The organism is Streptomyces sp. NPDC090798 (genome assembly GCF_044768965.1).
In the GTDB taxonomy this organism is placed as follows: domain Bacteria; phylum Actinomycetota; class Actinomycetes; order Streptomycetales; family Streptomycetaceae; genus Streptomyces.
This window is the reverse complement of record NZ_JBIVXA010000005.1, coordinates 387,370-401,330: the sequence shown is the minus strand read 5'-3', so window position 1 is coordinate 401,330 and position 13,961 is coordinate 387,370. Positions and strand designations below refer to the sequence as shown.

Here is a 13,961-nt window from a genome sequence, read left to right as displayed (position 1 = left end):
GGACAGGGACTCACTGCCTACCGTGGGTATGTGGACGGCAATGAGCGCTTCATCAGCGTGATGGACGAGCGGGGCATGACCCAGGTCGAGTTAGTGGACGCGATCAACACCCGCTTGATCTGTGCCGGATACGACGGGACGGTCAGCGACCGGACTGTCCGCCACTGGCGGACCGGAAAAACCAGGTGGCCCCACCCCCGTCAACAGCAGGCGCTGGAGGCAGTATTCGGATGCACGGTCGAGGAGCTGGGGTTCAGCCCTCCGACCCGAACACCACGTCCCGCCACCGAACCGGAGTCCCCTGTGGACCGCAGGAACTTCCTCAACGCCGCCACCGGCACGACGGCCGCCGTGGTCGTCCCCTTCGTCGGTGCCCCTCCCCAGGTCGGCACCTCCGACGTCATCCGGCTCCGTAGCGGGCTGGACGCCCTGATGGCGCTGGACCGCAACAGGGGAGGCCACGAGGGCCTGGAGAGGGCCGCGTTGGCCGGGGCGGCCGAGGCCCTGGAGAAGCAGAAGCTCGGCGCCACCCAGCGCATCCGCCAGAGGCTCTTCTCGGTGTCCGCCGACTACACCGCCACGGCCGCCTGGAGCGCGATCGACGCCCGGCAGATGGATCGAGCCTCCCAGCTCTTGGGCCGGGCCCTGTACCTGGCCGGGATGGCCAAGGATCCCGTCGCCGAGATGCGGGTCTGGAACTCGTACGCGATGCTCGCCCACCACCGGGACGAGTACGCCGAAGCCGTCGATGCCGCCTACGCGGCCCAGGGGACAGCCATCGCCCGGCGCGAGCCCCTGTACAACTCCCTGGCCCACGCCCGTACGGCCATCGGCCACTCGAACCTCGGTAACCGTCAGGCCGCCCTGCGCTCCCTGGGACACGCCCAGGAGGCCCTGGGCAAGGCAGGGACGGCCGAGCCCAGGCCGTCTTGGATCGCCTTCTACGGGCTGTCTGAGCTGATGGCCATCACCGCTATCGTCCGGGACCGGATCGGGGACTCCGCCGAGGCGGAGGCCGCCTCCCACAAGGCTCTCGGGACGATCCCGAAGGCGTTCCGCAGGAACCGGGCTCTGGCCACCGTGCGGCTCGCCCTGGCCCAGCTTCACCAGCGCGACGTCGACCAGGCGTGCACCACGGCCTCCACGGTCTTCAAGCTGATGGCCGGCCACCCGATCCCTGGACGGATTCGGTCTCTGCTCGGTGACTACTACCGGGACTTGATCACTCTTGCGTCAGACGCCACGATCGCCCGAGAGTGGGGCGACCGCTACCGATCCGAATGGAGCCGACTGTGAGCGCCGCTGGGCTGGACATCCGCCGCTTCGGGCATGACGACCTGCCGCAGATCCGGCAGACAATCATCGATCTGCACGCCGCAGCGGCGGGCCCCGACCGGGACGACGACTTCAAGAAGAAGTTCCCCTGGTTCGTGGACCACTGGGGCGGTAACGCCGACTTCGCCTGTGTACTCGCGTACGACGGTGACGAGGCGGTGGGCTTCGCCTACGGCGCTCCTGCGGTCCCTGGCCGTGAGTGGTGGCGCGAGCACCTCGACCAGGCGCCGGAGAAGGCGGTGACCTTCTCGTACTCCGAGCTGGCCGTCAGCCCGAACTGGCGGAAGAAGGGTGTGGCGGACCTGCTCTCCCGGGCTCTCCTGGAGGACCGGGACGAGGACCTCGCCGTCCTCCTGGTGGACGTCGAACACCCCAGGGTCCAGACGCTGTACGAGGACTGGGGCTTCCGGAAGGTCGGGGAGCGCCAGCCCTTCCCAGACTCTCCGGTCTACGCCGTGATGCTGGCCCAGCTGCCGCTCTCATCCTGATCCGGTCGCTTCGTCGCCGTCGTCCTCAAGGGCCGCACGGGCTGCCATGGTGAACAGCCCCGGCGCCCGTGCGACATCCGAGATGCCGCTGAAGCGGCGCAGGTGCATGACCTCGTTTCTCATCACCGCTACGTTGCGGAGGAGTTCGGTGGCTGACAGGGCGACAGGCTCAGGTCCGACGATCGCCACAGCGGCACGGCGTTTACGAGCTGTGGAGTACAGGTTGTCGATGCACTCGGCCATGTCCTCCATGGAAGAGGAGGAGCGGAGCAGGTCAAGAACTTCTTGACCTGCATCGAGGAGATCGGCGTACGCCTTGGCACAGGGCTCCCGTCGCTCGCGCAAGCTCTCGAAGCGGCGCTGACGGGCTGCCTCCGCCTGCTGTGTCTCCTTCTGGAGACGTGGTGAACCAGCCCGTCCCGGCAGCAGCCAGAATCGCGAGGGTTCCACCTATGGCCGCACCCACGACGGCCGCAACTCCTGCATCCACAACGGGATTCTTGCCGGATGTACGGATCACCGCAGGACAACAAGAGGAACGGCATTCCGCCGGAGCTGAGGGGGTGCTTCGTCGTACCGGTCGGGAGGTTCGGGGTCAAGATGCATGGGGTGGGCACATTTTTGCCACATGTTGGCCCCAGGCTCTCCACATCAAGGGTTCGACCTGCCACGATGGCGTCTCCAGAAGCAGCATCGCGAGAAGAGAACACCACGTGATCGAGGTCAACGGCAAGGGCGGACAGATCCAGTTCGACGGCCAGTACGTGACTATCACCCGCAAGGGGTTCATGGCCCGATCCATCGTCGGTAAGGGCGAGAAGCGCCTTCACATCAGCCAGATCGCCAGCGTCCAGTGGAAGCCCGCCGGAGCCATCGTGGAGGGCTTCATCCAGTTCGGGGTTCCTGGCGGCGTCGAGAGGCGATCCCAGTTCGGCAGCCAGACTCAAAGCGCCAGGGGCGACGAGAACTCGGTGCTGTTCACGAAGAAGCAGATGCCAGCGTTCGAGGAACTCCGCAAGGCCCTGGATGTCGCTATAGCCCAGCAGCACGCACCGCAGCAGCCCACCGGAGCACAGCCTCCGTCCCTCGCGGACGAGTTGGCCAAACTCGGGCAGTTGACGCAGCAGGGCATTCTCACCCAGGCCGAGTTCGAGCAGCAGAAGGCGCGTCTCCTCGGCAGCCAGTAGCACCCCCGAACGCACAAAAGCGCCCCTCACCTCCCAAAGGAGATGAGGGGCGCTTTGCATGTCCTGCCAGAGACACAAGGGGGGCGAACGCGACGTCACCGCGCTGCTCGGCCTCGGCGAGCTGATCCCGGGGCGCCTTGTGAGCATCGCGCTCCTTCTCGAACGCCTCGCGCCAGTTGTCCTTCTCGGTCATCAGGGCAGACATCACGTACTTCGGGACGATGACCCCGAGGATCAGCAGGGTCAAGAACACGCCGGCCGGGCCGTAGTGGGCGAACTGCCCGATCAGCTTGCCGATGTCGGGGCCTCCGCCACTGTCGTCGGCCGCCGCCAGGACCCTGAGCAGCTCTGGTACCACTCGGTTCCTCCTTGCGGGGTATGCGCAGGAAGATCCAGCGCGGTTCTGGACATGCGAAAGCCCCGGCCGGGGGACCGGGGCTTCGGGTGGACATCAGTCCGTCTCGGTCTCGTCTGTCTCGTCGGAGTCCGCAACGTTGGAGCAACACCGCTGAAGACCAGCTTCTGCATGGCGGCCATTTCTTCGGGGCCGGATGCGCGGAAGTTGCATATAAAGCAGCCGTAGGTGCTCGGAACGTACGTATCCTTCGTGTCTGTTCGACGGGCGAGTTCGAAGCCAAGAACAGCGGGCCCGGTGCAAGCGGGGCAGTCGCCCCCAGTCGTGATTACGAAGGGAACGCCGTTCCTCTTGGACTCCATGGGGTGATCGAACAACGAACTTACAGGGGGTCCCTGCGACGTCAGGGCTTGCTCCTTTACCCCCTCCGGTAGGCCCACGAACCGGTCATCAAAGGCATGCCGGGACTGAGCGATCCGGAGCTGAATGTCCCGACTGGCCTGATCCTCGTGCCAGTGCACTGCCGCTATGACGGCTGTCGTCCACCGGTCCCAGAAGGCCTCTAGGTCTTCGCCAAGGAGATCGAGCAGCGTCTCTATGGTGCGAGCGAAAGGAGAGATCATCTGCTTCGCTTCGCCGCCGCCGCTGGAGGCGTGGGCAGCACCGTTACGCATCTCCATTGGAAGGTCGAGCTGTGGATCGGCCAGTAGCGCTCCAATTCGCCGGAGACGAGCTACCGCATCCTTGGCTCCGACGGTCCGAACCTTCTCAGTGGGAAGCTCAAGATGGCCGCCGAGGTAAACGTGTCCGCGTTGCGTATCTCGGCGATGTATAGCGGGTTCTTTGAGACCAGGACCGCCTTGGCGAGCTTCTCGACCGCGACACCGCCTTGGAGGGCGAACTCGTCGTACTCACGGCGCCCGTGTTCGTCCATGGCCCCTGAGCGGTATGAAGGCCCTCACCAGGTAGCGGTGGGGGCGATGTCGTCTGGGCTGGCCGTCTGGTCGGCTCAGAAGCTCAGGGCCTGCTCGGTGAACGCCTTCAGCGCTGCCCCCACTCACGGGCCAGGAGCTTCATCTCCTCGCCCCAGATGGTCACGTTGTCGCCCTTGCGGCCGAACTCTTCCCGCGCCAAGCGGTAGAACCCCGCGCCGGGCTCTCGCTTCTCCTTGAGCACCACCATGGCGGAGAGCATCGCCTTCGTACCGTCCGGGCTCTCCTGGCGGGAGACGTCGGCCAAGAGATGATCCATCTCCACGCTGTGGGCCTGGACGTTGTGGCCCTGCTCCTCCAGGAGCCTGCTCAGCTTCCCGTACTCGATCGGCCAGTCCCCATTACGGGCCCGCTCAAGCAGGATCTCCGCCATGGCCTCCTGGGCCGCTTCGTACTCCGATGACCCTCGCCTCACGGCCTCCCCTCCACATCGACAGGGGCGCCAAGGTACCGAGATCGAGCTGGCAAGGCGGTTCGCCTGCGGCCCTTACGATTCGGCCGTTACCTTGCGGGTTCTGATCCGAACGATCTGGGGGGATCCGTTGCGTCGAGTCGTGTTTGCCTGTGCCGTGGCCGTGGTTGCGCTCACCTCCGCCTGCTCCTCCTCGACCCCAACGGAAAAGGTCCGCGCGGACTCAGGCAGGACGGTGCCAGAGGCACTGAAGCTGGCGGGCGCAGTTCATGGCTCCCTGACGACCGGGCTCAACGCTCAGGGCGTCATCAAGGGGCAACCCACCCCTGACACGGCCGAGGACATGGTGTTCGCCCAGACCAGTTGTGCCGAGTACAAGTTGGCGGACGACGAGGGCCCGAGCCAGGGGACCCAGGAGTGGGAGGCCGACATCTACGGCAGGTTGGGCGGCCAAGAGGTCAACCTTCGCCTGTCCCTGGAGGGCGAGGTGAAGCCGGGGACCTACGACGTCTTCAACAGCTCACTGCCGCCCGGCACCGCCTACGCGTACTTGGAGACGGCCACTGCTAGTTACAACACCACGGCAGGCGGCGGCACAGACACGCTGCACATCAACGCTGACATGCACTCGGGCAGCATTCATGTGGCCTTGAGCGATAGGCCCTCTGGCGGGCCCGAGATGCGCGTATCAGGGCAGTGGCAATGCGCCTGAGAGCGTGGGCGGTGGCCCCACCGAGGGGCAGGGTCTCCGTCCGTACAAGGGGCAGGGGGTGTCTCCCGGGCCAGGCAAGCGCGTCAAGGGTTCCTGCGGAAGAGCCGCATCAGGGGTGGGACGAACACCCGGAAACGGCCCTCGCCCTGCCCGCGGGAGTTGTGGGCGGCCTGTTCTGCGTCCTCGACGTCATCTGATCCTGGGCGCAGAGGTCCGGCTGGGACACCGTGCCTCCTGCCGAGACCGCGTGCATTCGGGGCCCAGCAGCCCGCGCGCGAGGTACCAACCTGGGATGCCGGGGTCAGCGGCTCCGCAGGAAGACGGGGGCGGGCAGCCCGATGGGCCGTGGGGAAAGCAGGTGGTCAATCACCTTCGGGTCTGCCGCGAGCACCGCCACCGCATTACAGGGCTTTCCCGGACCGGTCCCTCGGAGGCTGATGGTCCGGAGCCGGACCCCCTCGGCCAGGAGCTTCGACCAAGACCGGGCCTTCGCCTTGTTCACGTACCCGACCGGGCCAGGGCCCTGTGCAGGGTGGACTGCGAGGGCGTTGGGGTCGTGGGGGTTGTCGGGCTCGGGAATCAGGCGCACGAGCCGGCCAGGTCGGAGGTCGGCGTCCCGGGCGGCTTTCGCGTGGTACCGCCCGCCCCGGAGGTTCGTGGCGTACAGGCCCGCCCGGTGGAGGCGTTGGTCCGTCGGTCCCACCAGGAGGCCCGTCTCATCCTCGCAGAGGCGGAGGTCCTCCTGGTACTCGATCAGGTGCAGCCGGGGCATCCTGCCCGGGGGAGGTACGAACCGGTCCTTGGCTCCCTCAGATGGAACGTAGAAGCGCTCTGCGGCCGACTGTGTGTGCATGGAATCCCCTCTCCCCAGAGGTCGGCAACCTACTGCGGATACGCCGAGGCCGGGCCCTTCTTGGTGAGGAACCCGGCCGCTTCTCCTCAGTCACAGTTCCCAGCGGGGGACGGGTCGGTCAGGTGGGGCGGGGTTCCCTCAGCTCCTTGCCCAGGACCTGCGCACCAGCTCCATGCAGGTCGGCTGGAACAGGACGTCCTCCAGGACTCGGGTCTGGCCCTCGTTTGGGGCGGTCCTCAGTGTCTGCCAATCAGGTCAAAAGTTTCTGATGTCATAAAAAATCTCTGACCTCTCATTGACTACTTGGGGATTGGCTCCTGCCTTCCTCCCGCGGATGGTCTGTTGCGTTGCGGCCTGACAGAGCCGTTGCGGCCACGGACCGAAGAGCCATCAGAGGATCCGTCGAGGACAGGCGCTTAGCCCTCAGGCAGCAGGGATCGGTACACGCTTGGCCTTCGCCCGGGTGGCCCTCCCGGCCCTCGCGACGGCGAGATGGCGGAAGAGCTTCTGGCCTCGGTGATCGAGGTCCTCGAGTTCAGATGCTTTCGGCGGACCCACGAATAGACCGTCACGGTACTGACGCCCGTCAGCTTGGCGGCCTTGCGGGCGGTCAGCCAGAGTTCGTCCTCCACTGAAGCCCTCCCGAACATGCGAAAGGCCCCGGTCCGCCAGTGGCGTCGGGGTCTGCATGAAGGTCTGGGTGGTAGAAGGAGCGGCCAAGGGCGCGACCGAGGAGCGGACGACCCACACGATTCGTCTATCCATCGCCCCGCGAGGCCCCGGGTGGGAAGGGTCCGACTTCGCGGATATCGCAGTTACCGACGAGATCACTTCCAGAGGATCTCGACCCGGTCCGGGTTCCACACGTTGGAAGGCCGGATCGCTTCCGACGGGCGTCCGCCATCCGCATGTTGAGCTTGTCGATCACGTTCTGAATCTCCCGAGCCGGACGGTCGCCGTCCAGGAGTTCGCCCTCCAGCTCCTTCTTCCGCTTCTCGTCGCGGACGAGCTTGGCCTCCAGAGCCGGCCGGGGGTCGTTGACGTCCTCCTCGTCCGCCACCTCGACCTCCTCCAGCCGCTTGAACAGCAGCTTCTCCACGAGGGGTTCGAGGTCGGGGATCTGGATCGTCCGGCCGCCGCAGCCGCCCCCGTCCTTCTTGCACGTATAGATGGCCATGTCCTTGTCCCCGCGCTGGCCCGTGCTCATCTTGTGGTGCTGCTTCCCCACCTTCTTGCAGGAGCAGGGCTGGCCACGACGTGCCGGACCTTGCAGGTGCACCGGGGGAGGTTCGAGAGCGAGTACTTCAGGGCCGTGGCGTCACGCTCCCCGAGCTCCGCCTTGGGAAGGTGCGGCACGGCCGTTCGGCCCGCCTACGATCGGTCCGTGGTTCTCTTCCGGCTGGAACGCGTGTCCCCTTCTCCCGTCGAGGAGAGCTGGCGTCGCCTCACCGACTGGCCCCGGCATGCCGCCGTCGTCCCGCTGACCCGGGTCATCGTGCGCACCCCGCCGCCGACCGGCGAGGGCACGGTGTTCGTCGCCCGGTCGGGGGTGGGCCCGTTCGTCTTCGACGATCCGATGGAGGTCGTCATCTGGCGGCCACCCCAGGATGGGGGCGCGGGCAGGTGCCGGCTGGTCAAGCGCGGCACGTTCGTCACGGGGTGGGCCGAGATCGAGGTCCGTCCGGTGGCGGGCGGGGGCTCGCGGGTGCTCTGGCGGGAGGACCTGAACGTACGGTGGCTGCCGCGGTTCTTCGACCGCCCCCTGGGTTGGGCGGGGCGGTGGATGTTCGGGCGAGCGGTGGGAGGGCTGCTGCGGCCGGAAATCTGACGCTCCGTGCGCGCGGCGGGTCGCGCACCTATGTGTGAAACGGGAGAATTGTAGTCTTTACATCATGAATACACGGCTGGCTCTGCTCAGCGCGGTGGACCCCGGTGTCACGGAGAGTGAGATCTTCCGGCTGGCGCTCCAGCACGCGATGGGGGAGCTGGGTGCTCTGGGGGGAATGATCCATCTGCGGGGCCCCATGTCCGCGCTGCGCCTGGTGTCGGCGACCGGCCTTCCCGCGGTCCTCACCCGGCCCTGGGAGATCATCGACCAGGAAGGCCCGCTGGCCCCGGCCCGGGCCCTGCACCAGGGCCGGGGTGTGTGGATCGCGCCGGGATCCGGCGGACAGCCCGGATCCGGTGCCGTCTCATGGCCCGGGACCGGGCTGGCGGCCGTGCCGGTGTTCAGCGGTGACCGCGGTATCGGCGCGCTCACCGTGGTGATGGGCGGCCAGGGGGAGCCGACCGTCGAGCAATGGGGTTTCCTCCAGGCCGTGATCGCCTGGACCGAGGAGCGCATGCGGCAGGCACCGCCGCCCGCTCGGCCGCCCAGGGAGGAACTGAGCGGTGACCGGCTGCGGCAGGCTCTGGAGGAGGTCCGGGTCGGCTCGTGGGACTGGAACGTCGAGACCGGCGAGCTGGTCTGGGACGAGGCCGCCCTCGAGCTCTACGGCACCAGGCCGACCGAGTTCACCGGCAGGATCGAGAACTGGATGAGGATCGTCCACCCCGACGACCTGGCGCCGACCCTGGGCGCGGCGGAGAAGGCGCTCCGGGACCGTACGGTGTTCGAGGCCGAGTACCGGGTGCGCCGCCTGGACGGCACCTACGGTTGGACCCAGGCCCGCGCCCGGGCGACCTACAACGCTCAGGGCGAACCCGTACGGATGATCGGCGTCGGATGGGAGAGCAACGAGTCCCGCTCCGCCCGCGACGCGCTCAGCCGGGCTCTTCGCCATATGAGTGACGGCTTCCTCGCCGTGGACGACCGCTGGCGGATCACCTTCCTGAACCTGGCGGCCGAGCGCATGCTGGGCTCCTCGGAGGAGGAGCTGTTCGGCCGCGTCCTGTGGGAGCTTCCCTCCGTCCGGCAGGTCCCGGATCTGGAGAAGCGCTGCCGGGAGGCCGCCGCCGCGGAACAGTCCGCCGGCTTCGACATGGCTACCCCGGACACCGGGCGCCGGCTCCACCTGCGGCTGGTCCCGGGACCCGACGGCCTCACCCTCTACTTCACCGACGTCACCGAGATTCGGCGGCACGAGGACGAACGGTCCGCCGCCGAGCAGGCCGCCGCCGAGCGCGCCGCCCGGATCGCCGAGCTGACCGAGTCCCTCGCCAAGGCGACGACCTCTCGGGACGTGGTGGACGCCGTCGCGCAGCGCGTGCTGCCGCCGTTCGGCGCCTCCGGCCTCGTGGTGCAGGCCATCGAGGGCGACCGGGCGTACAACGTCGGGGCCGTCGGCTATCCGGCCGCCTTCCTCGACACGATCAACGGCCGTGCGCGGGTGGCCCGCGACCCGGTCTGGGAGCCGATCCTGACCGGCATGCCGCTGTTCCTCTCCTCCCGCGCCGAGTACGCGGCCCGCTACCCCGAACTCGCCGCCCGGCCGCCTCAGGCGGGCAAGCAGGCCTGGGCGTTCATGCCGCTGACCGTGTCCGGGCACACGTTCGGGGTGTGCGCGGTCTCCTTCGACCGGCCGCGCCGCCTCAGCGACGAGGAGCGCACCCTGCTGACCACGATCAGCGCCCTCGTCGCCCAGGCCCTGGAGCGGGCCCGGCTCTACGACGCCGAACACACCCGTTCCCAGGAACTCCAGCGCAGCCTGCTCCCCAGCGGCCTGCCCGAACTGCCCGCGTGCACCGCTGCCGCCCGCTACCTCCCCGCCGGACAGGGCATGGACGTCGGCGGCGACTGGTACGACATCATCCCGCTCTCCGGGGGTCGGGTGGCCCTGGTCGTCGGTGACGTGATGGGCCACGGGCTGCCCGAGGCGGCCACCATGGGTCGGCTGCGCACTGCGGTGCACACCCTGGCCGACCTCGAACTTCCCCCCGACGAGATCATGAGCCACCTCAACGACATCGTCGGCGGCATGGCCGAGGAGTCCTACGCCACCTGCCTGTACGCGCTCTACGACTCCACCACCCAGATCTGCTCTGTCGCCCGCGCCGGGCACCCCCCGCCCGCCGTGGTCCACCCCGACGGCAGTGTGCAGTTCCCCGAACTCGCCCCCGATCCGCCGCTCGGCGCGGCGGAACCGCCCTTCGAGACCTTCGAGATGACGGTGCCGGACGGAAGCCTCCTCGTCCTCTACACCGACGGCCTGGTCGAGTCGGCCACCCGCGAGATCGACGACGGCATGGCCGAACTCGCCCGGCTGCTGCGGGCCGCGCACGAGGGTCCCGGCGACGCGGCGGCCGACCTGGAGCGCCTCTGCGACACCGTCACCGCAGGGCTGCTCCCCGCCGAGCACTCCACCGCCGACGACGCGGCCCTCCTCATCGCCCGCCTCCACGCGCTGACCAGCGACAACATGGCTTCCTGGCTGCTCCCCGAGAATCCGCGCGCGGCCGGGCAGGCCCGCCGCCACATCCGCGAGCAGCTCCACACCTGGGGCCTGGACGACCTGACGCCGACGACGGAACTCCTCGCCAGTGAGCTGGTCGGGAACGTCGTGCGCCACGCGAAGGGACCCGTGCGGCTGCGCCTCCTGCACGGTCCCGAGCTGGTCTGCGAGGTCTTCGACGGAAGTCTGACCATGCCGCGCATCCGCCGGGCGTCGGAGACCGACGAAGGCGGACGCGGACTGCAGCTGGTCACCGCGCTCTCCCGGCGCTGGGGCACCCGCTACACGGCGACCGGCAAGTGCATCTGGACCGAGCAGCCGCTGTTCGGCCCGGAGGGCCCGACAGGCCTGCCCGCCGACGTCCTGGACCTTCCGCTCCTGGACACCGAGGAGTTCGCCCGAGACCTGGACGCGCTCACTTCCGAGGACCAGGAACTGCCGGGACCGGCCCCCCAGTAGCCGACCGGCGGCCGTATCACCCCCGCGCTCCCCCGACCGGGCTCAGGCCACCGACCCGATCCGCCGTGCCGGAACCGACGTCGCGTCGTGGTGGATCGGCGTGTGTGCCCCGGTGAGCGACACCCCGCTCCCCCCGCGCCGGTTGGCCACGATCTCCGAGGCGATGGACAGGGCCGTCTCCTCGGGGGTGCGGGCGCCCAGGTCGAGGCCGATGGGAGACCTGAGGCGCGCCAACTCCAGCTCGGTGACGCCGACTTCGCGCAGGCGGTCGTTGCGGTCCAGGTGCGTGCGCCGGGAGCCCATCGCACCGACGTACGCGACCGGAAGCCGCAGCGCGAGCCGCAGCAGCGGTACGTCGAACTTGGCGTCGTGGGTGAGGACGCACAGGACGGTCCGGGCGTCCACCGCCGTGCGCTCCAGGTACTTGTGGGGCCACTCGACGACGATCTCGTCGGCGTCGGGGAAGCGGGTGGCGGTCGCGAAGACCGGGCGGGCGTCGCACACCGTGACGCGGTACCCCAGGAACTTGCCCATGCGGACCAGCGCCGACGCGAAGTCGATCGCGCCGAACACGATCATGCGCGGGGGCGGCACGGACGACTCGACGAGAACCGTGAGCGGTGCTCCGCAACGAGAGCCCTGCTCCCCGATCTCCAGGGTGCCGGTGCGGCCCGCGTCCAGGAAGGCGCCCGCCTCGCCGACCACCGTGCGGTCCAGCTCGGGATGGGCGCCGAAGCCACCCTCGTACGAGCCGTCGGGGCGGACGAGCACCGCCCGGCCCCGCAGTTCGGCGGGGCCGCCGACGATCCGCGCGACCGCCGCCGCCTCCCCTCTCGCGCCGGCGGCCAGCGCGGTGCCGAGCACCGGCCGGGCGGGGTCTCCCACCCGGACCGGTGTGACAAGGATGTCGATGATGCCGCCGCAGGTCAGACCGACGGCGAAGGCGTCCTCGTCGCTGTATCCGAAGCGCTCAAGGACACTCTCGCCGTCCTGAAGCGCCTGCCGGCACAGCTCGTAGACCGCGCCCTCCACGCACCCGCCGGAGACCGAGCCGATCGCCGTGCCGTCGGAGTCGACGGCGAGTGCGGCGCCGGGCCGGCGGGGCGCGCTGCCGCTGACGGCCACCACGGTGGCCACGGCGAAGTCGCGTCCCTGCTCGACCCACCGGTGCAGCTCTTCGGCGATGTCCAGCATGTCTCGGTCTCCTTAACAGGGGGTGCGTGGAGGGTCGTCGGCCGGAGGGGGCGCGTCAGTGCACGCCCATCCAGCTCTCGATCGGATTCAGGGCGAAGAAGACGAGGAAGATCGCCGTCAGGCCCCACATGAACGCCCCGATCTCCCGGGCCTTGCCCTGGGCGATCCTGATGGCGACGTACGACAGCACGCCGGCCGCGACGCCCGCGGTGATGGAGTACGTGAACGGCATGACGACGACGGTCAGGAAGACCGGGATCGCGGTGGCGCGGTCGGCCCAGTCCACATGGCGGGCGTTCATCATCATCATGGCGCCGATGACGACCAGCGCCGCCGCCGCGACCTCGCCGGGGACGATCGCCGTCAGCGGGGTGAAGAAGAGGCAGGCCGCGAAGAACAAGCCCGTGACGACGGAGGACAGGCCCGTACGGGCGCCCTCACCGACCCCGGTCGCCGATTCGACGAAGACCGTCTGGCCCGACGCGCCCGCGACCCCGCCGACCGCTCCGCCCGCGCCGTCGATGAACAGCGCCTTGGACAGGCCCGGCATCCGGCCCTGCGCGTCGGCGAGCTTCGCCTCCGTGCCGACGCCGATGATGGTGGCCATCGCGTCGAAGAACCCGGCGAGGACGAGCGTGAAGACGATCATGCCGACCGTCATCACTCCGACGTCGCCCCAGCCACCGAACTCGACCTTGCCGAAGAGCGAGAAGTCCGGCATCGAGACGGCGCTGCCGTGCAGTTCGGGGGCGCCGCTCGCCCACTGCTTGGGAGCGATGACGCCGAGGGCGTTGAGGACCACCGCGAGTACGGTGCCGCCCACGATGCCGATCAGGATCGCGCCGGGGATGCCGCGCGCCTGGAGCATGAAGATGGCGAGCAGCGTGGCGGCGAAGAGCAGGACCGGCCAGCCGGCGAGTTCACCGGCCGGGCCGAGGGTGACCGGGGTGGACTTCCCCTGGTGCACGAAGCCGGCCTTGTAGAAGCCGATCAGCGCGACGAACAGGCCGATGCCCATGGTGATGGCGTGCTTCAGCGCCAGCGGGATCGCGTTCATGATCATCTCACGCAGGCCGGTGACGACCAGGAGCATGATGACCGCTCCGTAGATCACACACATGCCCATGGCCTGCGGCCAGGTCATCTGCGGGGCGACCTGCGAGGAGAGCACCCCGGAGACGGAGAGTCCGGCGGCGAGGGCCAGGGGCACCTTGCCGAAGAAGCCCATCAGGAGCGTGCTGAAGGCCGCCGCGAACGCCGTCGCGGTGATCAGCGCGTTCTGGCCGAGCGTGTGCCCCGCCGCGTCCTTGCCGGACAGGATCAGGGGGTTGAGCAGGAGGATGTACGCCATCGCCATGAAGGTGGTGACGCCGCCGCGCACCTCACGCGCGACCGTGGATCGTCGCTGGGATATGTGGAAGTAACGGTCGAGCCAGGACCGCCCGGCCGGGACGCGGGTTCCCGCACCCGCGTCGTCGGCGACGGTCCTGGGCTCCACTGACTGCTGGGTCATGGTGCCATCTCCCAAGGTTCACAGGGGCACCCGCGTCAGCAACCACGTTGGTCGCTGCGGGATTTGGGAT

The 13,961-nt window shown here is 68.8% G+C and carries 14 protein-coding genes; 6 read left to right on the top strand and 8 right to left on the bottom strand.

The annotated features are described in order from the left end of the window. The first annotated feature begins 30 nt into the window (after positions 1 to 30). On the top strand, positions 31 to 1,296 hold the full coding sequence (locus ACIQTP_RS14310) for an XRE family transcriptional regulator (RefSeq protein ID WP_403399682.1): 1,266 nt from the start codon (positions 31 to 33) through the stop codon (positions 1,294 to 1,296). Next, positions 1,281 to 1,823, top strand: coding sequence for a GNAT family N-acetyltransferase (locus ACIQTP_RS14305; RefSeq protein ID WP_403399680.1), 543 nt, complete (start codon positions 1,281 to 1,283; stop codon positions 1,821 to 1,823). The genes ACIQTP_RS14310 and ACIQTP_RS14305 overlap by 16 nt, the downstream gene beginning before the upstream one ends. On the opposite strand, the gene ACIQTP_RS14300 is transcribed toward ACIQTP_RS14305, so the two are convergent. After that, positions 1,815 to 2,273 (bottom strand): hypothetical protein, encoded by a 459-nt coding sequence (locus tag ACIQTP_RS14300; RefSeq protein WP_403399678.1) that lies wholly within the window; start codon positions 2,271 to 2,273, stop codon positions 1,815 to 1,817. The two genes, ACIQTP_RS14305 and ACIQTP_RS14300, sit on opposite strands and share 9 nt — an antisense overlap. 263 nt (positions 2,274 to 2,536) lie before the next feature. Here ACIQTP_RS14300 and ACIQTP_RS14295 point away from each other — a divergent pair, with 263 nt between their 5' ends. Beyond that, positions 2,537 to 3,010: a DUF4429 domain-containing protein gene (locus tag ACIQTP_RS14295; RefSeq protein WP_403399676.1), complete on the top strand. Its 474-nt coding sequence runs from the start codon at positions 2,537 to 2,539 to the stop codon at positions 3,008 to 3,010. Here the strand turns inward: ACIQTP_RS14295 and ACIQTP_RS14290 are convergent. From ACIQTP_RS14290 to ACIQTP_RS14280, 3 genes are all read right to left on the bottom strand, one after another. Further along, complete coding sequence (locus tag ACIQTP_RS14290) at positions 2,958 to 3,368, bottom strand: hypothetical protein (RefSeq protein WP_403399674.1); 411 nt, start codon at positions 3,366 to 3,368, stop codon at positions 2,958 to 2,960. The two genes, ACIQTP_RS14295 and ACIQTP_RS14290, sit on opposite strands and share 53 nt — an antisense overlap. A gap of 730 nt (positions 3,369 to 4,098) precedes the next feature. Further along, positions 4,099 to 4,299, bottom strand: a complete 201-nt coding sequence (locus ACIQTP_RS14285) for a hypothetical protein (RefSeq protein ID WP_403399672.1) — start codon at positions 4,297 to 4,299, stop codon at positions 4,099 to 4,101. A gap of 107 nt (positions 4,300 to 4,406) precedes the next feature. Then, positions 4,407 to 4,730 (bottom strand): hypothetical protein, encoded by a 324-nt coding sequence (locus ACIQTP_RS14280; RefSeq protein ID WP_403399670.1) that lies wholly within the window; start codon positions 4,728 to 4,730, stop codon positions 4,407 to 4,409. Positions 4,731 to 4,863: 133 nt separating this feature from the next. Here ACIQTP_RS14280 and ACIQTP_RS14275 point away from each other — a divergent pair, with 133 nt between their 5' ends. Continuing rightward, on the top strand, positions 4,864 to 5,481 hold the full coding sequence (locus ACIQTP_RS14275) for a hypothetical protein (RefSeq protein WP_403399668.1): 618 nt from the start codon (positions 4,864 to 4,866) through the stop codon (positions 5,479 to 5,481). A 301-nt stretch (positions 5,482 to 5,782) separates the two neighbouring features. Here ACIQTP_RS14275 and ACIQTP_RS14270 read toward each other — a convergent pair whose 3' ends face one another. Both ACIQTP_RS14270 and ACIQTP_RS14265 read right to left on the bottom strand, forming a co-directional pair. Beyond that, positions 5,783 to 6,334 (bottom strand): HIRAN domain-containing protein, encoded by a 552-nt coding sequence (locus ACIQTP_RS14270; RefSeq protein ID WP_403399666.1) that lies wholly within the window; start codon positions 6,332 to 6,334, stop codon positions 5,783 to 5,785. Between the two features lie 757 nt (positions 6,335 to 7,091). Beyond that, the gene (locus ACIQTP_RS14265) at positions 7,092 to 7,511 is read right to left on the bottom strand and encodes a hypothetical protein (protein WP_403399664.1); all 420 of its coding nucleotides are present in this window, start codon (positions 7,509 to 7,511) and stop codon (positions 7,092 to 7,094) included. A 207-nt stretch (positions 7,512 to 7,718) separates the two neighbouring features. Here ACIQTP_RS14265 and ACIQTP_RS14260 point away from each other — a divergent pair, with 207 nt between their 5' ends. Together ACIQTP_RS14260 and ACIQTP_RS14255 are read left to right on the top strand one after the other, a co-directional pair. Further along, positions 7,719 to 8,162 carry an SRPBCC family protein gene (locus ACIQTP_RS14260; protein ID WP_403399661.1) on the top strand — a complete coding sequence of 148 codons (444 nt, stop codon included), beginning with the start codon at positions 7,719 to 7,721 and terminating at the stop codon, positions 8,160 to 8,162. Between the two features lie 64 nt (positions 8,163 to 8,226). Next, the gene (locus ACIQTP_RS14255) at positions 8,227 to 11,184 is read left to right on the top strand and encodes a SpoIIE family protein phosphatase (protein ID WP_403399658.1); all 2,958 of its coding nucleotides are present in this window, start codon (positions 8,227 to 8,229) and stop codon (positions 11,182 to 11,184) included. 42 nt (positions 11,185 to 11,226) lie between these two features. Here the strand turns inward: ACIQTP_RS14255 and ACIQTP_RS14250 are convergent, their stop codons facing one another. Beyond that, positions 11,227 to 12,378, bottom strand: coding sequence for an XdhC family protein (locus ACIQTP_RS14250; RefSeq protein WP_403399655.1), 1,152 nt, complete (start codon positions 12,376 to 12,378; stop codon positions 11,227 to 11,229). 55 nt (positions 12,379 to 12,433) lie between these two features. Beyond that, positions 12,434 to 13,891 carry an NCS2 family permease gene (locus ACIQTP_RS14245; protein WP_403399653.1) on the bottom strand — a complete coding sequence of 486 codons (1,458 nt, stop codon included), beginning with the start codon at positions 13,889 to 13,891 and terminating at the stop codon, positions 12,434 to 12,436. Positions 13,892 to 13,961 lie beyond the last annotated feature (70 nt).

Coding starts and splice junctions, on each gene's coding strand:
- ACIQTP_RS14250 (WP_403399655.1), bottom strand. CDS start 12,378: ATGCTGGACATCGCCGAAGAGCTGCACCGGTGGGTCGAGCAGGGACGC.
- ACIQTP_RS14305 (WP_403399680.1), top strand. CDS start 1,281: ATGGAGCCGACTGTGAGCGCCGCTGGGCTGGACATCCGCCGCTTCGGG.
- ACIQTP_RS14280 (WP_403399670.1), bottom strand. CDS start 4,730: ATGGCGGAGATCCTGCTTGAGCGGGCCCGTAATGGGGACTGGCCGATC.
- ACIQTP_RS14255 (WP_403399658.1), top strand. CDS start 8,227: ATGAATACACGGCTGGCTCTGCTCAGCGCGGTGGACCCCGGTGTCACG.
- ACIQTP_RS14265 (WP_403399664.1), bottom strand. CDS start 7,511: ATGGCCATCTATACGTGCAAGAAGGACGGGGGCGGCTGCGGCGGCCGG.
- ACIQTP_RS14270 (WP_403399666.1), bottom strand. CDS start 6,334: ATGCACACACAGTCGGCCGCAGAGCGCTTCTACGTTCCATCTGAGGGA.
- ACIQTP_RS14285 (WP_403399672.1), bottom strand. CDS start 4,299: ATGGACGAACACGGGCGCCGTGAGTACGACGAGTTCGCCCTCCAAGGC.
- ACIQTP_RS14245 (WP_403399653.1), bottom strand. CDS start 13,891: ATGACCCAGCAGTCAGTGGAGCCCAGGACCGTCGCCGACGACGCGGGT.